We start from the raw sequence: 21,037 nt of genomic DNA, 5'->3' as shown, positions 1-21,037 counted from the left end.
TCAGGTTCAGCGAACATGGCCTTCTCCAGCGAATCCCTGGCAATCTTCCTCGCAGTGCTGGATGCCGGCTCGTTCTCCGCCGCCGCCCGCAAGCTGGGGCGGGTGCCGTCCGCGGTGAGCATGGCAATCGCTCAACTCGAGGCCGAACTGGACCTGCCGCTGTTCGACCGGGCAACGCGCAAGGCCCTGCCCACCAGCGCCGCCCTGGCCCTGGAGCCTCAAGCCAGGCAAGTGATCTGCCAGCTCAACCTGCTCGACGCCCAGGCCCTGCAATTGCACCAGGGCCTGGAGAAACGCCTGACCATCGCCATGGCGCCCGAACTGCAGACCGGGCGCTGGAGCCAGCCACTGGAAACCCTCGCCCAGGCGTTTCCCAGCCTGGAAGTGGAAGTGCGCTCGGCCACCCAGACCGAGGCCATTCGCCTGCTGCACGAAGGCAGCGTGCAACTGGCACTGGTGTTCGAGCGGCCAGGCATCGATGAGCGCGAGTCATTCCTCGAAGCCGGTAGCCAGCTGCTGGTTGCGGTGGCCTCGCCGCGCCATCCGGCCGGGCAGAACAGCGGCACGCCGCTGCCCGAAGAAGCCTTCGCCGAGCAACGGCAAATCATCGTGGCTTCGGGCAAGCCCACCGGCTCGGACCCGCGCATGGTGCTGTCGCGGCGCATCTGGCTGACCGACAGCTACCTGGCCACCCTGGATCTGGTGCAGTCCGGGCTGGGTTGGGCATACCTGCCACAACCCCTGGTGGAACCGCTGATTGCATCCGGCGCGCTGGCCGAAGTGCGCTTCGACAACATGGCCAGCCGCTTGCGCTTGTGGGTGGACATCATCTGGCTCAAGGCACGCCCCTTGGGCCTGGGCGCCCGCCGTTATCTGGACGTCATGCGCCAGTGCTTCGAGGCAGAGCCGCCCAGGGCCTGAACGGCGGGCGCCCAGCGCCGGGCAGGCCAAGGGGTGCCGGCGGCACGCTGCGGCCTGATTCAAAAAAAGAAAATTCCTACCGCGCACTAAGACTCCAGTAACTGCCCACTGAAGCGATTCCTCGCTAGATTCGCGCTCGCCATCCAGAAGAAAAGGAACTTCTCATGTCGAGCCAAGCCGCACGCGGCTACCAGCAGTCGGTGGATGACTTCGCGCACCGGCACCGCCACCCCGATGAAGCCTTTTACCTGCTGCTGGCCCCCTTCGCTAGCTGCCCGGGCGGGCACCCGCTGGACATCGCCAGGCTGGCCGAGGCGCTGGGCAGTGACGCCGTAACGCGCATCGACAGCAGCGGCCTGGTGCAGGCCCCTGAACGCTGGCCTGCGCTGGTGCGGCTGGCCCGCCCCGGCCAGGCGTGCGGCGCGCTGGCCGCATTGAGCGCAACCTACGCCGCCCGAGAGGCTACGGCCACCTGGCACTACGTGTGTGCCTGGCTGCTCAGCGATCAACCCGCCGATGCCATTGCCCGGTATATCAGCCAGCAGTGCCATGTGCTGCATCAGCCCGCCCCGCATGGCATCACGGCCTGGTACGAACCCGTGAGGCTGGCGTTGCTGCGCGTCACCCTGAACAATGCTGGCGCAGTACTCGGGCCGATTCGCAGCTGGCTGCATCCCGATGGTTGCGGCAGTTGCACGGTGCTCGAACGGCCATCGCCGGCTGGCGAGCTGCGCATCACCCGGGAAGTCCGCGCAACCCAGAGCGTCGCGCCACAGATCATTCAGTTGCTCAGTGCCTGGCATCGCCTGGCGACCGCGCAAACTGGCGCCACCCGTGGCCAATGCCCAGGCTCATCCGGCTTGCCGGCCAACGCGCCCGTCCATGTCATGAACCTGATGATCAGGGCCTTCAAGCAGGGCCTGCGCGACCGTGGCGATATCCAGTGCATGTGCCTGCACCTGCTCATGGTCCACCCCTTGCTGCTGGAGCACCCGACCATCCAGCGCGATGTGGCACGGGCGGTGGCTGGCCAGCAACGCCTGGCAGCCTGCTTCGCCCGCTACGGCGACAGTGCCTGGGCACGCATCGTCGCCGACCTGCCGCAGGCAGGAGGCTACTCATGAGCATCAGTGCAACCATCCATGCCGCCATGCAGGAAGAAATCCCCAACAGCCACGGCGGCTGCAACGCCTGCGGGCGTATTGGCCTGCCCATCCTGCTGCTGCGCGAGGCCTATGCCCCGCGCCCCGATGCCGGGCACCTGTTTCGCTGGGCCAGTGACAGCGAAATCACCTACCACCCGATGCACACCGACCAGCTCCGCCTGTTGCGCCAAGGCTACGTTTACGTACTGCTCGACCAGGCCACCTGGCAGGCCTACGCAGTGGCGGCCGATGCCACCTTGCAGCGGTTTCCGGTATCGCAGATGCCGCTGGGGCCGCCCAGGCCATTGCCCAAATGGTGTGCCACCGCAGGCCATGACGTCATCGCCTCGTTCATCAACATCGACACGTCGCTGTACCGCACCGCTTGGGTTGCCTTCGCCAACGATCCGTGGCCGCGCACCGTGCTCGACCGCTACCGCAAAGCCATCGCCCAGTCAGACCCGGCTACCCTCGCCCGCTTCGTCGAAGTCGACCTGCACCGTGCACGCAACGACCCCGCCAGCCTCGGCATCGCCATGACCGACAGTTTCCGCTTCGGCATGGAGGGCGTGCTCGAGTTCTCCACCTTTTCATCGGCCCGGTTCACGAGTGCTCACGGCTTCTACAGCCGTTTGGGTCGGTGGTCCGAAACCCACAACTATCTGCGTACCGTCATTGCCCGGGAACAATTGCCAAACGGTGTGCTGGCGCTGACCTTGCCCGACCCCGTCGGCATGGTGGTGGAACTGAACGCTCAGCGCACAGGTTGGGTCCAGGCCATGCAGGCATGGCGCGCGCAGCCGCAGCGGCACTTCGAGTACTTCACCTCCCAGGCGTTGCTGGGCATCCAGCAACTGCATGCTGCCACGGCCGCCGCACAGGGCGCCGAGGCAGCTGAGCGTAAGGCACGCCAGGTCGAGCAGTGGAACGACAGCCCCGTCGGCATCAAGGCGCACCTGCCGCCAGTGGATATCGCAAGGCAGACCCGCCGCAACACCGCCCGCAACCAGGAGCAGGCCCGGGACCGCTTGCAAGCGCGCTACGACGAAAGCGCCCGCGCGGCGTTCCAGGCTGGCTACGACCGTGAACTGAACCACTGGCAGTCGATGATCGACCAGGTTGGCCAGCTGTACGCGCTGCACTACGCCCAGCCGGCGTTTCACCAGATCGCTCGCTTCGACTACGACGCTGCCGACCCGGTCTCGGTCGAGTACTTCATCCAGATGATCGCCGACTGCCTGGCCGGGGGCCCTAGCGAACTGATGCCCGAGGAAGGTCAGCCGCTGGGTATGACGCAGCTCGTCTGGCAGCAACTGCTGGAAGACGAGCACAGCTTGTTGTACCAGGCGCTGATGGCCAGGAACCAGACGCTGCTGCAGCACGTGATCGGCGGCTTGGCAGGCGACGACTTCGGCAAGGTCTACGACATCATCAAAGCCATCGCTGGCACCCCCGAGGGCCAGTTGCTGATGGTCAAGCCGCTGCGGGATGCCATCGGTCAACTGCTGGCCGCGACCACCAGCGCAGGGAATACGCTCGCCCAGCACCTCAGCGAACGCAGCCGCACCCTGGTCGGCCATGTGCACCGGGCGGCTTTCGCGCTGTATGCCGGGCAGCACGTAACCCCGCTGCGCGTTTCATTGACCGTCGGCGAGTACCTGAGCGTGCTCGACGAGGCCCTGCAAATCCGTACCGATGCATTTCTGCAGCAGGTCGACCAGCAGTTCCGCGACCCCGTGGGGCGCAAGGTCCGCGCCATGGTGCTGAGCGGCGCAATCAATATCGCCGCGGTCGGTAACCGCAACCAGATGATCGACGTGGTGCTGTGGACCTTCGAGGGCGCCGAGCAATTACAGGCACGGTTGGTCCAGCTGAAAACGTCGACGGCCGAAGGTTTCGGCGCGCTGGTGCGCAATGTGGCGATCGGTGCAGCCTCGGTAAAGGCACAGGTGTCTGCCGGGCTGCAGATCAGTTCGGTGGCGGCGCAAAGCGTGGCCAGCGATGCAATGCGTAGCCTGCGGGATGCGGCGACCGGTACGGGCAGCGTCGGCCTGCTGCTTGCGCTGGGCGGGCTGTGGTTTCAGCAGGACAGCCTGCGTAGAAACTACCGGGCGTTACAGCAGACCCATCAGCACAACCCCGAGGCGCAGGCGGCGGTCTGGTCTTCATCGCTGGGGGTGCTGGGTGCCAGTGTTGAGGCCGCAGGACTGGTTGTTGCGCAGGTATTCGCACGTACACAGCGCCCTGGGCAGATACTAACGGCGGGTTTGGGCATCAGTATTGCGCGGTACGGCGGCGGCATCGCGGCGATGGCTGGTGTTATGGATGCCGTGCAGTACTGGAATGCCGGCCTTCGAACTGGCCGTGAAGGTGATGAGTCAGCGAACTTCCTATACAAAGGCGCTGCCTGGGTATCAGTAGCCTCTGCGGGCTTTGGCATTGCTTTCTTGGGAGCATCGCTCATAGCGCTAGGCTTTATCGTTTTTTTGGGACTGGCGGCCTACACGCTGGCGACGATCGCCAACAACCATGAGTCCTCATTGCTGGAGTTGTGGGCCCGACATAGTAGATGGGGAAAGCCAGAGGGGCATCGACGCTGGATCGACGAACAGGACCTTAGCAACGCGGTAAGTGCATTCAATGCAGCAGTCATTGGTCTACATGCTTACGTGTCGATCAGAACGAGGTTCCAATCCTCTCACACCGCACAAACGCCACATTCAGTAGGGGCACTGCTCAATGACGGAAATTCTGTTGCAACGGGTTTTTATCTCGACGTAGATCTTAGGCTGCCGAGTGCCACCTCCGAACTTACCAAGTACGAATGGCATCTCGCAATTATCCCAGCAGGTGTTGATCGACAACGCTGTACCGCTGCTTATAGCTCGGATACTGGTAAAATCGAACACATCCCAAGTGATTTGGGCGGCGTTCTCGCTGACTTAGGAAGCCTTGAAAAATACTTTACTCTCAAATCCCTCGACAGAACAATTCACATTACTGGTTCACTCCCGCTCCTGGACAACCACAACATAGAGAAAGTTGAGTTGACGCTCGCCTACTGGCCTAACAGAAACGATAAATCGAGCCACGCTAAAGTGGTGATAATCGAGAACATAATGAATTCAGTCTGGAGCATATTTTAATGTCTCGCCCGCTGCTGAACCCTCCTTGCAAAGGTTGGAAGGAAGACCTTCCATTGCCAGATACCTCAAACACAACTGCGCCTGGTTTAGGTTATCAATCTCCTAACCACCAAGATATGATCTATCTCGAAATAGCTAGGCCTTTGGGCGGAGCCAGGGAATTGATGTTATTTTTTTCATTTCCTATGATTATCTTCACTGCCACCTTACCTCTTAATATAATACAGATTTCTGAACTTCTTGATTCTGAGCTCATACTTATTAGCGTCTTGCTGCTAGCCGGCGGAATATGGGCATCTGCCTTCTTCATTCGCATTAGCCTATCCCCCCCTCGCGACGAGCCTATTCGCTTTAACCGTAAACGAAAAAAGATCTATGCCTACAACTTCAAACACTGTTGGTGGAATCCCTTCGGAACTTGGAAGGTCGAGACAGTCTGCTACGACTGGTCGCAAGTCCGTGCCGAGCGATGGTTTCAGCGCGGCATGCTGCCAAACGGTGTCCCCATTTTCAAATGGGGGGTCATGCTGTCCATCGTCGCACCCGGAACGAACAACGTCATCGACCGGTTTCCCCTGAGCACCATGGGGGCGGATCAACATGCCTGGGCTTACATCTGCACTTACATGCAGCATGGCCCCAGCGCCTTGCCCCCACCTGGGGAGCCCAAGAATCACAACGACGTACTCTGGTGTGAACTCGCTTTGCGGCTAGCCCCTAAAGTCGAGTGGCCGGCCGAAATGGATCGGGAGTCGAGAACAGCATCTCTAGGTAATTAGGCAGTGAGTTAACTCGATGCTGGGACAACAACCTGGAGGGCATTGAGCGCTTGCTTGTGTATTCACCCTGCAGATACGACCAATCGAGCTTTGTAAAAATCGATACAAAATTAATCGCTTCTGGAGCATCTTTCAATGTCTCGCCCGCTGCTTAATCCTCCCTGCACTTTCTGGAAGGAGGACCTCCCTCTTCCTGATGACCCGTGTACAACTGAGCCAAGCTTAGGCTACAAATCTCCAAATCATCAAGATTCAATCTATCTTGAAGTATCTAGAGCTATAAGCTGGGCTAGGGAACTAGTAATCCTCTTTACATTACCTGCAATTTTCATCATTGCAACAATTCCTTTCGACATGATAAAAAGTTTTGCATATCTCGATTCTGAGCAAGTATTCATTGGCACTCTTTCGCTGATCCTCGAAACATGGGTGTGTGTATTTTTAATTCGAAGGTGCATATGCCCCCCTCGCGACGAACCCATTCGTTTCAACCGGAAACGAAAAAAAATCTATGCCTACAACTTCAAAGACTGTTGGTGGAAGCCTTTCGGAACCTGGAAAGTCGAGCCAGTCTGCTACGACTGGTCGCAAGTGCGCGCCGAGCGCTGGCTTTACCGTGGCGTGCCGGGAAACGGTGCGCCCAGTTTCAAATGTGGGGTGGTGCTGTCCATCGTCGCACCCGGAACAAACAACGTCATCGACCGGTTTCCCCTGAGTACCATGGGGGCGGATCAGCATGCATGGGCTTACATCTGCACTTACATGCAGCATGGCCCCAGCGCCTTACCCCCACCTGGGGAGCCGAAGGATCACAACGACGTACTCTGGTGTGAGTTCGCCTTGCGCCTGGCCCCTAAAGTGGAATGGCCGGCCGAAATGGACCTGGAGTCTAGAACAGCACCATGAAGTCACCCGATGCTCAATTCACCGGGCGAAGAACCTGTTCCCCCCAGGCAGCCGCGTGGTCGGCGCTGCGTGATCCAGCCGCAACCAGCGCGATTTTCCGCTAGGCAACAGGCGCCACCAGCCTGTAACCCACCCCCGCCTCGGTGATGATGAAGCGTGGCGCCGTAGGGTCATCGCCTAGTTTCTGGCGCAGGTGCCCGACCACGATGCGCAGGTAATGGGTATCCTCCACATGGCTGGGCCCCCAGATATCCTTGAGCAGTTGCTGCTGGGTCATCACTCGCCCCGGGTGCCCGGCCAATAACGCCAGCAGCGCGTACTCCTTGCGTGTCAGCGCCACCTCCACGCCCTCCAGGGTTACCCGGCGAAAGGCGAAGTCCACCGTCAACGGCCCGAAGCTGGCCTTCACTTCAGAGCCCCCGGCTTGCGGCACCTGGCGCAATAACGCACGGACCCGGGCGAGAAATTCCTGGATACCGAACGGCTTGGTCACATAGTCGTTGGCCCCACCATCCAGCGCATCGACCTTCTGCAGCTCACTGGCACGCACTGACAGCACCAACACCGGGACCGAGCTCCATTCCCGCAGCTCCCGCAACACCTGCTGGCCGTCCATGTCAGGCAGGCCCAGGTCCAGCACGACCAGGTCCGGCTTGCCCAAGGCCGCCTGGGCCAAGCCTTCGGCACCGGTAGCCGCCTCGAGCACCTTGTAGCCTTGCGAGGCCAGGCTGATACGCAGGAATTTGCGGATCTGCGGTTCATCGTCGATAACCAACAGGGTGGCGGGCTGGCTCATGGGCTTTCACTTTCGGCTGCAGGTTGCGGGGGCAGCGGCAAGCATAAAGTGATGCCGGTGCCCTGGCCATCAATGCCTTCGCCCACCAGGATCTGCCCGCCATGGGCACCGATCATGCCCTGGCAGATGGCCAGGCCCAGGCCAGTCCCCTGCCCGCCGCGATCGCCACGGGCGGCGGTGTAGAACATGTCGAAGATCTTTTCGCGCTCGGCCACGGGAATGCCCGGCCCCTGGTCGCTCACGGTCAGGCACAGCCGCTCGTCCTGCACCGCCACCCGCAATTCCAGCCGACCATTGGCCGGCGAGAAGCGCGCAGAGTTCTCCAGCACATTGACCAATGCCTGCTCGATCAATGCCGCATGCACGAACAGCAGCGGCAGATCGCCGGGCACGTCGGTGTGCACGCGAAGCGGCGCCAGCACCACGCGCAGGCGGTTGAGCGCACTGCCGACGATATCGGCTGGCGCCACCCAGTCGCGGGCCAGCTTGAGGCCACCGTGCCCCAGGCGTGTCATGTCCAACAGGTTCTGGATGTAGCGGTCCAGGCGCTCGGCCTCGTCGCGGGTGCCCTCCAACAGCTCGCGGCGGTCGTCGAGCGGAATCGCTTCGCCCAGCGCCAGCAAGCTGTCGATGCTGCCGCGCATGGCCGTCAATGGGGTGCGCAGGTCGTGGGATACCGAAGCCAGCAAGGCACTGCGCAGCTGCTCGGTCTCGCCATGCAAGCGCGCGGCTTCCAGTTGTTCGGCAAGGCGGGCACGGGCCAGGGCCTGGGCCAGCGGCTGGCCAAGGGCGATCAGCAGGCGCCGACGCGGGTCGCTCAGCGGCTGGCCTGAGCGTGGGCGCACGCCCAACAGCGCCAGCGGTTGCTCATCCACCGCCAGTGGCCACCACCACCAGCGCCCCTCCGGCAGGGTGTCGCTGCCGTGCCCGGCGGCCTGCCCGTGTTGCCAGGCCCAATCGGCGGCGGCCCGCTCGGTGGCGCTGAAGCCCTGGTGCTCGCCGCTGGCCACCTGCAGTTGGCCATCGGCAGTGCGCTGCAGCAGGCACACTTGCAGGTCGCGCCAGCCGCCCAGGTGCTGCCCGGCGGCGTTGAACACGGCCTGGCGGTCAGTGGCCACCGTCAGCCTGCGCGACAGGTCGAGCAATTGGCTGGTCTGCGCCTGGGTTTCGCGCAGCGCCTGCAACTGGCGGCGCTGGCGGGCGGCCAGGTTGCCGGTAAGGGCGGCCATCAGCAGGAAGAACACCAGCGTCAGCACATCTTCTTCGCGCTGGATGCTGAACGAGAAATTGGGCGGAATGAACAGAAAGTCATACGCCAGGAACGACAGTGCCGAGCAGGCCAGGGCCGGCCCCAGGCTGCTGCGTACCGCCACCAGCAGCACCGCGGCCAGAAACACCAGCGAGATGTTCGGCAGTGCCAGCACGCTCGACACGGCCCAAGCCAGGCCTGCGGCCATCCCGGTGGCCAGCAACGCCAGCAGGTAGTGCCGCCAGACCCACACCCGGCGCACCGCCGAACGCGGCGCCGAGGGCTGTACATCGCGGTCTAGCACGTTGATTTCCAGCCCATGGCTTTCACGCAACAGCCGGGCAGCCACCCCTGCACCGAACCAGCGCCGGTGCACACGGTCGCGCGACTGGCCGACCAGTACCAGGCTGGCGCGCCGCTCGGCCGCATGCTGGATCAGCGTGCGCGCCACTTCACCGGCACGCAGCAACACCACTTCGCCTCCCAGGCGCTCGGCCAGTTGCTGGGCCGCCTGCAGGCGCTGGCGGGCTGCCTCGTCACGCAAACGGCCGTTGTCCACGTGCACCAGGCTCCACGGCAAGTGGCGGCGCTGGGCCACGCGGCTGGCGTGACGCACCAGGCGCTCGGCCTGGTCATCGCCATCCACACCGACCAGCAGCCGGCCGCGCAACGCGGGGGCTGCCTGCCCGCGCTGGCGGTAGCCATGGGCCAGGTCGGCATCGACCTGGGCGGCGGCCGTCTGCATGGCCAGTTCGCGCAGAGCGGTGAGGTTGGTTTGCGAGAAAAACGCATCGATGGCGGCCCGCGCCTGCTCGGGCACGTACACCTTGCCTTCACGCAAGCGCTCCAGCAGCTCACGCGGTGGCAGGTCGATCAGCACCAGCTCGAAGGCTTCCTGCAGCACCCAGTCAGGCAAGGTTTCGCGCACGTGCACGCCGGTGATGTCGCGCACCTTGTCGTTGAGGCTTTCCAGGTGCTGCACATTGACCGTGGTGTACACGTCGATGCCCGCGGCCAGCAGCTCCTGCACGTCCTGCCAGCGCTTGGCGTGGCGGCTGCCGGGGGCGTTGGTGTGCGCCAGCTCATCGACCAGTGCCAAGGCTGGCGCACACGCGAGCAGGCCGTCGAGGTCCATTTCCTCAAGGGTGACCCCCCGATACTGGCTGCGCAGCATGGGCTGCTGCAACAAGCCGGCAAGCAGCGCCTCGGTTTCGCCACGGCCATGGGTTTCGACCACCCCGGCCACTACCTGCACGCCCTGGCGTTGCTGGGCATGCGCGGCTTGCAGCATGGCGAAGGTCTTGCCCACCCCCGGCGCAGCACCGAGGAACACCTTCAGCCGGCCACGGCCGGTGCGCGGCAGGGTAGCCAACAACGCGTCTGCACGCGCGGAATCACTCATGTTTCATCCTTTGCTCTTGCTGGCGAGTTTTTCCAGGGCCCGGTTCAACGCCAGCACATTGACCACCGGCGGGCCGATCAATGGCCTGAGGGTGGCCTCTTCCTGCAAGGCTTGCAAGCGCGCCACGGGCAACTGCCGCGCCGCTGCGACCCGGGGAATCTGATAGGCCACCGCCGCCGGTGGCAGGTGCGGGTCCAGGCCGCTGCCCGAGGTGGTCAGCAGCGCCTGCGGTACCGGCCCTTGCTGGGCCTGGTACAGCAGCGCCGCATCGCCCTGGACCCGCGCCACCAGCGCCGGGTTGCTCGGCGCAAGGTTGCTGGCGCTGCTGGCCACGGTGGCGTAGGCGCCTGCCGAAGGCCGTGAATGGAACCAGCCATCGCCCTGGAAGTTCTGGGCAATCAGGGCCGAACCCCGCACCTGGCCCTGGTCATCGCGCACCAGGCTGCCGTTGGCCTGTACCGGGAAAGCCACCTGGGCGACTCCGGTCACCACCAGGGGGTATAGCGCGCCAGTGATCAAGGTCATCGTCAAGGCCAGGCTCAAGGCAGGGCGTAGATAAGCGTTCATGGTGGCCTCCTCAGACCAGGTGCAGGGCGTTGAGCAACAGATCGATCAGCTTGATGCCGGCAAACGGCACCACGATGCCGCCCAGCCCGTAGATCAACAGGTTGCGCCGCAACAAGTGGGCAGCGCTGGCCGCCTGGACCCGCACACCCCGTAGCGCCAAAGGAATCAGCACGACGATGATCAGGGCATTGAACACGATGGCCGAAAGGATCGCGCTTTGCGGGCTGGCCAGGTGCATCAGGTTGAGCACCCCTAACTGCGGGTAGATTGCAGCGAACAGCGCCGGCAGGATGGCGAAGTACTTGGCCACGTCATTGGCGATGGAAAAGGTGGTCAGCGCCCCCCGGGTCACCAGCAACTGCTTGCCGACCTGCACCACGTCCAGCAGCTTGGTCGGGTCGCTGTCCAGGTCGACCATGTTGGCCGCCTCGCGCGCCGCCTGGGTGCCGTCATTCATGGCCATGCCTACGTCGGCCTGGGCCAGCGCCGGGGCGTCGTTGGCACCGTCGCCGCACATGGCCACCAGGCGGCCGTCGTTCTGCTCCTGGCGAATGCGCGCCAGCTTTTTCTCCGGCGTGGCCTCGGCCAGCACATCATCCACCCCGGCCTCCGCTGCGATGGCAGCAGCCGTCAACGGGTTGTCACCGGTCACCATCACGGTGCGGATACCCAGCTTGCGCAATTCGGCGAAGCGTTCGCGGATGCCAGGCTTGACCACGTCCTTGAGGTGGATCACCCCAAGCAGGCGCTTGTCCAGGCACACCAGCAAGGGCGTGCCACCGCTCTGGGCGATGCGTTCAACCTCACGGGCCAGCGCTGGCGGCATGTCCAGGCGCTGCATGCCGACGAATGCCAGCACCGCATCGACGGCCCCCTTGCGGTAGCGGCGCTGCTGGAAGTCGATGCCCGACAGGCGCGTTTCGGCACTGAATGCCACGGCTTCGTAGTGCCCGGCAGGGGGCTCGACAACGTCATGCAACTGACGCAGGTACTCGACGATCGACTTGCCTTCTGCGGTGTCGTCGGCCAGCGAGGCCAGCAGGGCGCCCTCCCCCAGTTCCCGCGCGGTTACCCCCGGTGCAGCGTGCAGCGCGCTGCAACGGCGGTTGCCGAAGGTAATGGTGCCGGTCTTGTCGAGCATCAGGGTATGCACGTCCCCGGCCGCTTCCACGGCACGGCCCGAGCGGGCGATCACGTTCAACCGTACCAACCGGTCCATACCGGCAATGCCGATGGCCGACAACAGGCCACCGATGGTGGTGGGGATCAACGTCACCAGCAAGGCAGCGAGAAAGATCAGCGGCAGGCTGCCGCCGACGAAGTGGGCGAATGGCTGCAAGGTCACCACCACGATCAGGAAGATCAGCGTCAGCCCGATCAGCAGGATGTCGAGGGCGACTTCATTGGGGGTTTTCTGCCGCTTGGCACCTTCGACCAGGGCAATCATGCGGTCCAGGGTGGACTCGCCCGGGTTGCTGGTGATGCGGATCAGCAGCCAGTCGGAAACCAGCCGGGTGTTACCGGTGACGGCCGAGCGGTCGCCACCGGATTCACGAATGACCGGCGCCGACTCACCCGTGATCGCTGCCTCGTTGACCGCTGCGATCCCTTCGAGCACCTCACCATCGGCGGGGATCATTTCACCGGCCACCACACGCACCACATCGTCTTTGCGCAAGGCGCCGGCAGCTACCGTTTCATAGTGGCCGTCACGCTGATGGCGCTGGGCGGTCAAGCCTTGGCTGCCGGCCTTGAGGCTGTCGGCGCGGGCTTTACCGCGCCCTTCGGCAAGGGCTTCGGCAAAGTTGGCGAACAACACGGTGAACCACAGCCACAGGGCAATCTGCACGGCCACGCCGCGGCTGACGCCACTGCCAGGGGCAAAACACAGTACCGTGGTCAGCAGCGCCGTCACCGCCACCACCAGCATGACCGGCGAGCGCTGCAACTGGCGTGGGTCGAGCTTGACCAAGGCCTGTACCAGCGCTGGGCGCCACAGCGCCGCAAACCGGGTCTGGTCTTTGGCACTGTGCCGGGCTTTCATTTCAGGAATGGGCATATTCATGGTCGATCCTCAAAAACCCAGGCTCAAATGTTCGGCGATCGGCCCAAGGGCCAAGGTCGGCAAAAATGTCAGGCCACCGACCAGCAGGATGGTCACCAGCAGCAGGCCGGTGAACAGCGGGCCGTGGGTGGGGAAGCTGTTGACTCCAAGGGGCGCGGTCTTCTTGGCCGCCAGGCTGCCGGCCAAGGCCAGTACCGGCAGGATGTAGCCGAAGCGGCCGATCAGCATGGCCAGGCCGATCATCAGGTTGTGGTACACCGTGTTGGCACTGAACCCGGCGAACGCCGAGCCGTTGTTGGCGGCACCCGAGGTGTAGGCGTACAGCAGTTGGCTGAAACCATGCGCCCCCGGGTTGCTGACCGCCCCTGCCGGGCCCGGCAGGCTGGCAGCGATGGCGCCAAGCACCAGCACACCCAGCGGCATCACCAGCAGCGTGGCCACCAGCAACTGCACCTCACGGGCCTGCAGCTTCTTGCCCAGGTACTCCGGCGTACGACCAATCATCAGCCCGGCCAGGAACACGGCGATCAACACGAACAGCAACATGCCGTACAGCCCTGCGCCGACACCGCCAAAAATCACCTCACCGACCATCATGTTGACCATCGCCACCATGCCAGTCAGCGGGTTGAGGCTGTCGTGCATGGCATTGACCGAGCCATTGGATGCGGCAGTGGTGGTCACGGTCCACAGTACCGAAGCGGTAGTCCCGAAGCGGCTTTCCTTGCCTTCCATGGGGCCGCTCTGCTGGACCTGTTCGCCTGCAAGCGCCGGGTTGGGCTGGTGCTCGGCCCACAGCGCCGTGCTGCCGCCAATCAGGAACAATGCGAGCATGCAGGCAAGGATGGCGCGGCTCTGGCGCAGGTCCTTGACGTAGTGGCCGAAGGTGAACACCAGGGCCGCCGGAATAAGGATGATCGATGCCACCTCGAACAGGTTGCTCCAGGCCGTGGGGTTCTCGAACGGGTGCGCCGAGTTCACGCCGAAAAAACCGCCGCCGTTGGTCCCCAGCTGCTTGATGGCGATCTGGCTGGCGGCCGGGCCCAACGGGATACTCTGGTCGGCACCTTGCAGGGTCAACGCGTGGGCATAGTCGGCAAAGGTCTGCGGCACGCCCTGCCATACCAGCAGCAGCGCCAGCAACAGGCACAACGGCAGCAAACCGTAAAGGGTGGCGCGGGTCATGTCGGCCCAGAAGTTGCCCAGCGTTGCGCTGCTACGCCGGGCAATACCGCGGCACAGCGCGACCAGCACGGCCAGGCCCGTGGCGGCGCTGACGAAGTTCTGCACCGTCAGGCCAAGCATCTGGCTCAGGTAGCTGACCGACGCCTCGCCGCTGTAAGCCTGCCAGTTGGTATTGGTGACGAAGCTGACGGCGGTGTTGAATGCCAGCGACCATTCCTGGCCAGGCAGGTGCTGCGGGTTGAGGGGCAGGTAGCCCTGCAGCAGCAATACCGTGAACAAAAGCAGGAAGCCGGCCAGGTTGAAGCTCAGCAACGCCAGGGTGTACTGGCGCCAGTTCTGCTCTTGGCGGGCATCCACCCCCGCCAGCCGATAGCAAGCCTGCTCGACCGGGCCGAGTACGGGTGACAGCCAGGTGCGCTGGCCTTCCATGACCTTGAAATAGAAACGCCCTAGCCAGGGTGCCGGCAGTAGCACCAGGGCGAAGAATGCCAGGAGCAAGGCGTAGTCGTAACTGTGCATGGCCGCTCCTTAGCCGCGATCGGCGCGCAAAAGCGCCACCAGCAGATAAAACGCCAAGGCCACTGCCAGTAGCAGTGACAGCCCGTCGAGCATGTTCATGTGTGGTTCTCCCCGAGATGCGGCTTGGGCCGCTTTGGGGAATTGTCCGAGGAAGGGGTGTAAAGGAACGAGATGGAGGGGCAGCGAGGGGTATAAAGAATGCGTAAAGATCAGGGTGTCGAGGCGGCGGCGCGGCCCGCTTCGCGCACGCCTGCGCGAAGCGGGCCCGTACAGGCTAGTGCTGGGGCGGTTGCTCTACGGCGTTACGGCTCCAGTCCAGCAACAGGCTGTAGCCGACCGCCAGCAAGGTAGGCCCGATGAACAGGCCAATGAAGCCGAACGCCAGCAGGCCGCCGAACACGCCCAGCAGTACGATGACCAGCGGCAGGTTGCCGCCCCGGCTGATCAGGTAGGGCTTGAGCACGTTGTCCACGCCACTGATGACGAACGTGCCCCAGATACCGAGGAACACCGCCATGCCGTACTCGCCCTTCCACACCAGCCAGGCGGTGGCCGGGATCCAGGCCAGTGGCGGCCCCATGGGAATCAGGCTGAGCATGAAGGTCACCAGGCCGAGCACAATGGCCCCCGGCACGCCGGCGATCAGAAAACCGATCAACGCCAACAGCGCTTGCGCCGCGGCGGTACCAATCACCCCGTTGACCACACGCTGCACGGTGGCGGCCACCAGCTCCAGGTAGTACGCGGCACGGTCGCCCATCAAGCGGTGCAGCAGGCGCAGCACGAACGCCGACAAACGCGGCCCGTCACGGTAGAAAAAGAACACGAACACCAGGCTGAGTGTGAGTTCCAGCACGCCGCTGCCGATTTGCGCGCTGCGCGCCAGCAACCAGTTGCCAACCTGCCCCAGGTGCGGTTTGACCGAGGCCAGCAAGGCTGCCCCCTGCTGGTCCAGCGACTGCCACCAGCTGACCAGGCGCTCGCCCACGAACGGCAGGCCCCCCAGCCAGGCCGGGGCATCTGGCAGGCCGTCGACCTGCACGTCACGGACGAACGCGGTGGCATCACGGATGTGGTCGGCCAGGTTGAAACCCAGCCACACCAGCGGTAGCGCCACGATCAGGATCCAGGCCATGGTCAGCAGGCTGGCCGCCAGGGTCTCGCGCCCCCCCAGTACCCGTGTGAGCAGGCGCATCAACGGCCAGCTGGCAAAGGCCAGGATAGCGCCCCACAGCAATGCCGATATGAACGGTGCCATCACCCAAAGGCCGGCCCCCAGCAACGCCAGCAACAGAATCTGGACCAGCAGGCGATCATTGTTGACCATCGCAGCACCCGCTCAACGAATCAGTTCAAGGTGCAAGCCAGTGGTAGGCGCAGTGCCCACTTCAAGGCGACCGTTGCGCACCCCGGCCTTGATCAGCGCCTCGCGCCAGGCTTCGGCCTGAACGCCGCTGAGGCTGGCACGCAGGGTACTGTCGAGGTTCAGGCTGCGTGCCAGCAGGTTGGCCCAGGCAGGCTGGGGTGCCGCCAGGTCCGGGTAGTCGAGCTTGCCGGTATCGCGCATTTCGCGCAGCACCGTGGCCGCCGTGGGCAGCAAGTCGCCCAACGGGCTGTCGGCGACGAACTCTTCCACATGCAAATAGGCGCGGCGGTTGCCGCGGGTAACGCTGTACAACGCAACCAGAGTGTCGGCCTGTTCTGCCGAACGGCGCAGCAGAATGAACGCCTGTTGTTCGTCCCCCCCGTTGAGGCGGGCATTGGCAAACACCTCGTTGGCCCACAGGCTGGCCTCGCCGCAATCGCGGCCCTGGCACCAGAACAGCGGGTAACCACCGTCGCGCTGCAGCGCCTCGCGGGCGCTGGTGAAGGCTTCGCGGGCGGTGCGTTCGACCGGCAGCTCGTAGGTGACCGAGCTGACCTGGCCACGGCTTTCGACCTTGTCGTCAACCCGCAGGCGGCCGCTGATCTTGCGCAATGGGCCCAGCGGGTAGACCCGCTCCTGCTCCACGGCCGGGCGCTGGTCGACCACGTTGGCGTCTGCAGGCACCGGCAGGCTGCCAGCCCACAGCAGCGGGCTGGCCAATGCCAGGCAGGCAGCTGCAACGGTGCGGATGGACAGGGGCGCGCTCATCGGCGACCCAGGCGGCGCCGTGCGCCGAGGTGAAGCTCCAGGTTGTCTGGCAATTGCATGGTTGTCTCCCTTTCAACCCGCCAAGCCTCGACACTTGTCCGGTGCAAGTCAAGCAAAGCCAAAGAAGCGATTGAAACAGTCTGCGACAAGGGCCGCGCCCTGCTCATCGTTCAAGTGCAGGTGGTGGCCACCCGGCAGTGTCATTTGCTCAAAGGGTAGCTGCTCCAGCAATGCGGTATGGCGCACCAGCATCCCGTCGGCGGCAATCACCAGTTGCGCCGGGCAATTCACCCGGCGCACGTAGGCCATGGCCTGGGCGTCGCTCAGGCGCAACGGCGAAGGCAGGGTCAGGCGGCTGTCGCTGCGCCAGCTGTAGCCCCCGGGCACCGGCATCAGCCCGCGCTGCGCCAGCAGTTCGGCCGCTTCCCGGCTTACCGCGACCATGCCCTTCATGCGCGCCTGCACACCTTGCTCGAGGGTGGTGTACACCGATTTGCGCTTGCCATCCAGGCGCAGCTGCGCCAGCAACGCCATGCCCAGGCGCTCACCGGCATCCTGCTCGGCGCCGGTGGGTGGGATAACGCCGTCGATCAAGGCCAGGTGGCTGACGCGCTCCGGCAACGCACCGGCCACTTGCACCGCAATGATGGCGCCGAGCGAATGGCCCAGCAGGGCGAAACGCTGCCAGCCCAGTTGCTCGGCAACCCGCAGTACATCGTGGGCGTAGTCGGCCAGGGCATAGCTGGCCCCTGGCGGGCGGTGCTCCGAATAGCCATGCCCAGCCAGGTCCAGGGCAACGATGCGCAAGCCGCGCAACAGCGGCGCCAGGCGGGCGAAGCTGTTGGCGTTGTCCAGCCAGCCATGCAGGGCGATCACCGGCAGACCGTCCACAGGCCCGAACAGGTGTGCGGCCAGTTCGATGTGGCCCAAACTCAGGCGAACTTCCTCGACCTGCGCGCTCATGCCTGGCCCCAGCGGTCGAACAGGCCCTTGAGCAGGCTGGCGGTATCGGCAGGCCGCTCCAACGGGAACATATGCCCCCCCTGGCACACTGTGATACTCCCCTTGCGGCATGCCACGCACCGCCAGGGCATGGTGGCGCCGGATGACCTTGCTGCGGTCACCGCGCACCATGGCCAGCGGCACCTGCAATTGTCGCGCCGGGGCGGGGCTGGTATGCGGGATACTGCGGTAGATGCTGATCTCGGTGGCCGGGTCGAAGCGCAGTTGCAGGCCCTGCTCCATCGCCTGCAGGCCATGCTCTAAGTAAGCGTCCAGGCAGTCGGGGTCGAACTGGCGAAACAGGGACTTGCCGGCGAAGTACTCACGGGCACTGTCGCGGTCCGTGAAAAGCTGACGGCGCCCCAAGGTGCGCCCGGCCGGGGTGATGCGGTCGATGAAGCCGAAGCGCTTGGCGGTGCGCAGCAACCATTGGTCTGCACGGGTCAGCACCGGAGAGTCGAGCATGACCACCCCACGGTAGTACTCGGGGCAGCGCAACGCCGCGTGCAGGTGCAAAACCCCACCCAGCGAATGGCCTACGCCCCACACCGGCTGCTCCTGCTGCGCCAGGTGGTGCAGCAATTCATCGACCAGGCTCTGCCAATTGTCATCCACCGGAAAGCGCGGGTCATGGCCGTGCTGAGCCAGGTGTTGGACCTGATAGTCCGGCGCCAACGCGGCGAACAGCTTGCCGTAGGTGGCCGAGGGAAAACCGTTGGCATGGGCGAAAAAGATCTGCTGCGACATGGCGCCTGATCCGGACGGGAATGATGGCCCATTGTCGGCATGGCGAGCCGGTTCGGCAATGCCCGGAAAGGTCATCGGCGGCGGCTATCAGGCCATGAAGCGTGGTCGAAACTCTCCAGTGAACGGCGAAGGCAGGCCTGCATGTAGGCCAGTTGGCTCTGCAGCGCCTCACGGGCCAGGCGCTGGTCCTGGTGATCCAGCTGCAGCCGGCGCAGGGCCAGGCAGCTGGACTGCAGCAGATGGGATACCCGCAGGCAGGCATCCTGCAGGGTCTGCAGGTCGTGCTCGCTCTGTTGCCGGGCGATCGGCCCCGGCACCCCATAACCCTCGACCTTGCGCATCAGCTGGTAGAACTTGGCGTCGGCAGCCTCGCGCAGCAGGCTGTACTGGGCGAAGTCCAGCGAAACGCCTTGGTCAACCTGGTCTATGGTGGGTTGCAGGTCCAGGGAGCACAGCAGCTCCCACATCGCACCGCTCATGCATCGCTCCCTGACTGCTGGTTTTCGGGCAACGCTATCAAGCAGTCGACGCGAGGGACAACTGGCAAAAATGTCAGTTGCCATCTCGGTGTATGGGGGCCCCAGGCCCCCGCAAGCTCAGGCAGGGGCGTTGAGCGCCTTCAGGGTCATCAGCCCGGCCAGGGGCCACTCCCCTTCCAGCTCGGCCAGGCTGGCCGTGCTCATGGCCGCTGGCTGTTGCAGGTGGCCATGTTGCAACAGCCCGACCAGGTTGCCCACCAGCGGCTGATGGCTGACCAGCAGCACATGCTCCAGCCCCAGCCGCTCGATTTCGCCGATGACCTGCTGCACATCGGCCTCTGGTGTGAGCCAAGGCACGGTGCGCAGCGGCTCGGCAAACCCCAGGGTCTCGTGCACCAGCGCCGCAGTCTGCTGGGCCCGCACATAAGGGCTGGCGATGATCGCCTGCAATGGCTGCCCCAGCAGATGGGCAGCGCTGCGCACCACCTGCTCGCGACCATGCGCAGTCAGGCGCCGTTCGGCATCGCTGTTGGCCCGCAGTTCGGCCTCACCGTGGCGCAGTACCCACAGTTTCACAGCTTGGGCTCCTCGTCACGCACAGGGTGCGGGGCCGGGGCTACGGCGTGCGGCGCCTCGCCTTCCGGCGCACGCGCTGCTGGCCAATCGGCGAACGGCCAGGGTTTCTGGTCGGTATGGAAGGTGCCGAAACGGCCGATCTGCGCCAGGTACTGGCTCAGGCTGTCGCCGAAATTCATCAGGCTGGCGCTGGGTGCGCCATACACCAGGCGGTAGACCAGTTGCACCAGCACCAGGCCGCCCAACAGCAATTCAGCCAGTTGCCAAACCACCAGGAACACCAGCATCCACAGCACCCGCAGGATGATCGACTCGCGCTGGGCGCGCTCCGGGGTATCGTTCATGTACCGCTCCTTGCTCTGTTCGGCTCAGTTGAAGCCGCTGATGGAAATGAAATCGACGTCGGTCTTGGGCTCGGCACGCATCAGGTGCTCGATGACCTGGTTCAGCGTGCGGCCCTCGAACAGAATGGCATGCAGGCCCGCCACCAGCGGCATGTACACCTGCACCTCCTGGGCCTTGGCCTTGAGCACCTTGAGCGTGTTGACGCCTTCGGCCACTTCGCCCAGGCGGGTAACGGCCTCCTCCAGGCTCTGGCCCTGCCCCAGTGCGAAACCCACCTGGTAGTTGCGGCTTTTGGGGGACGAACAGGTGACGATCAGGTCACCGACCCCGGCCAGGCCCAGGAAGGTCATGGGGTTGGCGCCCAGGCTGACGGCAAAGCGGGTCATTTCGGCCAGGGCACGGGTAATCAGCATGCTCTTGGTGTTTTCGCCCATGCCCAAGGCCACGGCCATGCCGGCGATGATCGCATAAACGTTCTTCAGCGCCCCGCCCAGTTCCACGCCAAATCGGTCGGCACTGGCGTAAACGCGGAAGGTACGCCCGTGCAACACCGTTTGCACCTGCTGGCACAGCGCTTCGTGTTCGCTGGCCACTACCGTGGCAGTCAACGCGTGCTCGGCAATTTCGCGGGCCAGGTTGGGCCCGGACAACACGCCGATGCGTGCCTGGGGGGCGATCTCTTCGAGGATCTGGCTCATCAGCTTGAAGCTCTGCGCCTCGATGCCCTTGGTCAGGCTGACCAGGCCCTTGCCGCGCAACAGCTCGGCATGCGGCGCCAGCACGCTGCGCAATGCGCTGGATGGCAGGGCCACGAACACCAGCTCGCTGGCTTGCAAGGTGGCCAGCAGGTCATTGACCGGTTCCACCCCGTCGTGCAGGCGAATGCCCTTGAGGTAGCGCGGGTTTTCACGATTGACACGCATGGCCTCGGCCTGGGCCGGGTCGCGCATCCATTGGCGCACCGGCACACCGTTTTCCGCCAGCAGGTTCGCCACGGCGGTGCCGAAGCTGCCGCCGCCCAGAACTGCAACAGGTTGCTGTTCAGTCATATTCAATCCGTTAAAGCCATAAATT

At 64.2% G+C, this 21,037-nt stretch carries 18 protein-coding genes and 1 pseudogene; 5 read left to right on the top strand and 14 right to left on the bottom strand.

Translation table 11 applies throughout. From position 1 onward, the window contains the following. Positions 1 to 15 precede the first annotated feature (15 nt). From FPB55_RS08825 to FPB55_RS26515, 5 genes are all read left to right on the top strand, one after another. Positions 16 to 921: a LysR family transcriptional regulator gene (locus tag FPB55_RS08825; protein WP_047149926.1), complete on the top strand. Its 906-nt coding sequence runs from the start codon at positions 16 to 18 to the stop codon at positions 919 to 921. 164 nt (positions 922 to 1,085) lie between these two features. Continuing rightward, positions 1,086 to 2,045 (top strand): hypothetical protein, encoded by a 960-nt coding sequence (locus FPB55_RS08820; protein WP_144187981.1) that lies wholly within the window; start codon positions 1,086 to 1,088, stop codon positions 2,043 to 2,045. Then, positions 2,042 to 5,212, top strand: a complete 3,171-nt coding sequence (locus FPB55_RS08815; protein WP_047149928.1) for a T6SS effector BTH_I2691 family protein — start codon at positions 2,042 to 2,044, stop codon at positions 5,210 to 5,212. Before FPB55_RS08820 ends, FPB55_RS08815 begins: the two co-directional genes overlap by 4 nt. Continuing rightward, entirely contained in the window at positions 5,212 to 5,991 is a 780-nt protein-coding gene (locus FPB55_RS26520) for a DUF6708 domain-containing protein (protein WP_232961698.1), read from the top strand. Before FPB55_RS08815 ends, FPB55_RS26520 begins: the two co-directional genes overlap by 1 nt. A 135-nt stretch (positions 5,992 to 6,126) precedes the next feature. Further along, entirely contained in the window at positions 6,127 to 6,897 is a 771-nt protein-coding gene (locus tag FPB55_RS26515; RefSeq protein WP_232961700.1) for a DUF6708 domain-containing protein, read from the top strand. Positions 6,898 to 6,997: 100 nt separating this feature from the next. Here FPB55_RS26515 and FPB55_RS08800 read toward each other — a convergent pair whose 3' ends face one another. The 14 genes and pseudogenes from FPB55_RS08800 to FPB55_RS08735 all read right to left on the bottom strand — a co-directional run bounded on the left by FPB55_RS08800 (position 6,998) and on the right by FPB55_RS08735 (position 21,012). Further along, positions 6,998 to 7,693, bottom strand: a complete 696-nt coding sequence (locus tag FPB55_RS08800) for a response regulator (RefSeq protein WP_009683157.1) — start codon at positions 7,691 to 7,693, stop codon at positions 6,998 to 7,000. After that, on the bottom strand, positions 7,690 to 10,344 hold the full coding sequence (locus FPB55_RS08795; protein ID WP_047149929.1) for a sensor histidine kinase KdpD: 2,655 nt from the start codon (positions 10,342 to 10,344) through the stop codon (positions 7,690 to 7,692). The genes FPB55_RS08800 and FPB55_RS08795 overlap by 4 nt, the downstream gene beginning before the upstream one ends. Before the next feature lie 3 nt (positions 10,345 to 10,347). After that, positions 10,348 to 10,911 (bottom strand): potassium-transporting ATPase subunit KdpC, encoded by a 564-nt coding sequence (kdpC, locus tag FPB55_RS08790; RefSeq protein ID WP_047149930.1) that lies wholly within the window; start codon positions 10,909 to 10,911, stop codon positions 10,348 to 10,350. Between the two features lie 10 nt (positions 10,912 to 10,921). Then, entirely contained in the window at positions 10,922 to 12,976 is a 2,055-nt protein-coding gene (gene kdpB / locus FPB55_RS08785) for a potassium-transporting ATPase subunit KdpB (RefSeq protein ID WP_144187979.1), read from the bottom strand. Between the two features lie 9 nt (positions 12,977 to 12,985). Beyond that, positions 12,986 to 14,680, bottom strand: a complete 1,695-nt coding sequence (kdpA, locus tag FPB55_RS08780) for a potassium-transporting ATPase subunit KdpA (protein ID WP_144187977.1) — start codon at positions 14,678 to 14,680, stop codon at positions 12,986 to 12,988. A gap of 9 nt (positions 14,681 to 14,689) precedes the next feature. After that, a complete protein-coding gene (kdpF, locus tag FPB55_RS08775) occupies positions 14,690 to 14,779 on the bottom strand; it encodes a K(+)-transporting ATPase subunit F (RefSeq protein ID WP_033690477.1) in 90 nt (29 codons plus the stop codon). A gap of 175 nt (positions 14,780 to 14,954) precedes the next feature. Further along, the gene (locus FPB55_RS08770; protein WP_047149931.1) at positions 14,955 to 16,007 is read right to left on the bottom strand and encodes an AI-2E family transporter; all 1,053 of its coding nucleotides are present in this window, start codon (positions 16,005 to 16,007) and stop codon (positions 14,955 to 14,957) included. Positions 16,008 to 16,019: 12 nt separating this feature from the next. Then, positions 16,020 to 16,814 (bottom strand): DUF4892 domain-containing protein, encoded by a 795-nt coding sequence (locus FPB55_RS08765; protein WP_047149932.1) that lies wholly within the window; start codon positions 16,812 to 16,814, stop codon positions 16,020 to 16,022. A gap of 108 nt (positions 16,815 to 16,922) precedes the next feature. Then, entirely contained in the window at positions 16,923 to 17,777 is an 855-nt protein-coding gene (locus FPB55_RS08760; protein ID WP_009683168.1) for an alpha/beta hydrolase, read from the bottom strand. Further along, positions 17,774 to 18,563, bottom strand: a pseudogene (locus FPB55_RS08755) (alpha/beta hydrolase). Before FPB55_RS08755 ends, FPB55_RS08760 begins: the two are co-directional and overlap by 4 nt. A 71-nt stretch (positions 18,564 to 18,634) precedes the next feature. Continuing rightward, a complete protein-coding gene (locus FPB55_RS08750; protein WP_033690479.1) occupies positions 18,635 to 19,030 on the bottom strand; it encodes a hypothetical protein in 396 nt (131 codons plus the stop codon). Positions 19,031 to 19,159: 129 nt separating this feature from the next. Then, positions 19,160 to 19,618: a phosphohistidine phosphatase SixA gene (gene sixA, locus FPB55_RS08745; RefSeq protein WP_009683171.1), complete on the bottom strand. Its 459-nt coding sequence runs from the start codon at positions 19,616 to 19,618 to the stop codon at positions 19,160 to 19,162. Next, positions 19,615 to 19,962 carry a DUF4389 domain-containing protein gene (locus FPB55_RS08740; protein ID WP_029887739.1) on the bottom strand — a complete coding sequence of 116 codons (348 nt, stop codon included), beginning with the start codon at positions 19,960 to 19,962 and terminating at the stop codon, positions 19,615 to 19,617. The genes sixA and FPB55_RS08740 overlap by 4 nt, the downstream gene beginning before the upstream one ends. A gap of 24 nt (positions 19,963 to 19,986) precedes the next feature. Beyond that, on the bottom strand, positions 19,987 to 21,012 hold the full coding sequence (locus tag FPB55_RS08735) for an NAD(P)H-dependent glycerol-3-phosphate dehydrogenase (RefSeq protein WP_009683173.1): 1,026 nt from the start codon (positions 21,010 to 21,012) through the stop codon (positions 19,987 to 19,989). Between the last annotated feature and the right edge of the window lie 25 nt (positions 21,013 to 21,037).

It is taken from the genome of Pseudomonas sp. BJP69 (assembly GCF_007633355.1).
GTDB lineage: Bacteria > Pseudomonadota > Gammaproteobacteria > Pseudomonadales > Pseudomonadaceae > Aquipseudomonas > Aquipseudomonas juntendi.
The sequence above is the reverse complement of the archived record's forward strand: the minus strand, read 5'-3'. Positions and strand labels throughout refer to the sequence as shown.

Excerpts from the sequence above, each read along its gene's own strand:
- FPB55_RS08800 (WP_009683157.1), bottom strand. The coding sequence starts at position 7,693 with ATGAGCCAGCCCGCCACCCTGTTGGTTATCGACGATGAACCGCAGATC.
- FPB55_RS08795 (WP_047149929.1), bottom strand. The coding sequence starts at position 10,344 with ATGAGTGATTCCGCGCGTGCAGACGCGTTGTTGGCTACCCTGCCGCGC.
- FPB55_RS26520 (WP_232961698.1), top strand. The coding sequence starts at position 5,212 with ATGTCTCGCCCGCTGCTGAACCCTCCTTGCAAAGGTTGGAAGGAAGAC.
- FPB55_RS26515 (WP_232961700.1), top strand. The coding sequence starts at position 6,127 with ATGTCTCGCCCGCTGCTTAATCCTCCCTGCACTTTCTGGAAGGAGGAC.
- FPB55_RS08815 (WP_047149928.1), top strand. The coding sequence starts at position 2,042 with ATGAGCATCAGTGCAACCATCCATGCCGCCATGCAGGAAGAAATCCCC.
- FPB55_RS08760 (WP_009683168.1), bottom strand. The coding sequence starts at position 17,777 with ATGAGCGCGCAGGTCGAGGAAGTTCGCCTGAGTTTGGGCCACATCGAA.
- FPB55_RS08750 (WP_033690479.1), bottom strand. The coding sequence starts at position 19,030 with ATGTGGGAGCTGCTGTGCTCCCTGGACCTGCAACCCACCATAGACCAG.
- kdpB (WP_144187979.1), bottom strand. The coding sequence starts at position 12,976 with ATGAATATGCCCATTCCTGAAATGAAAGCCCGGCACAGTGCCAAAGAC.
- FPB55_RS08820 (WP_144187981.1), top strand. The coding sequence starts at position 1,086 with ATGTCGAGCCAAGCCGCACGCGGCTACCAGCAGTCGGTGGATGACTTC.
- FPB55_RS08735 (WP_009683173.1), bottom strand. The coding sequence starts at position 21,012 with ATGACTGAACAGCAACCTGTTGCAGTTCTGGGCGGCGGCAGCTTCGGC.
- FPB55_RS08770 (WP_047149931.1), bottom strand. The coding sequence starts at position 16,007 with ATGGTCAACAATGATCGCCTGCTGGTCCAGATTCTGTTGCTGGCGTTG.
- kdpA (WP_144187977.1), bottom strand. The coding sequence starts at position 14,680 with ATGCACAGTTACGACTACGCCTTGCTCCTGGCATTCTTCGCCCTGGTG.
- kdpC (WP_047149930.1), bottom strand. The coding sequence starts at position 10,911 with ATGAACGCTTATCTACGCCCTGCCTTGAGCCTGGCCTTGACGATGACC.
- FPB55_RS08740 (WP_029887739.1), bottom strand. The coding sequence starts at position 19,962 with ATGAACGATACCCCGGAGCGCGCCCAGCGCGAGTCGATCATCCTGCGG.
- FPB55_RS08825 (WP_047149926.1), top strand. The coding sequence starts at position 16 with ATGGCCTTCTCCAGCGAATCCCTGGCAATCTTCCTCGCAGTGCTGGAT.
- FPB55_RS08765 (WP_047149932.1), bottom strand. The coding sequence starts at position 16,814 with ATGAGCGCGCCCCTGTCCATCCGCACCGTTGCAGCTGCCTGCCTGGCA.
- kdpF (WP_033690477.1), bottom strand. The coding sequence starts at position 14,779 with ATGAACATGCTCGACGGGCTGTCACTGCTACTGGCAGTGGCCTTGGCG.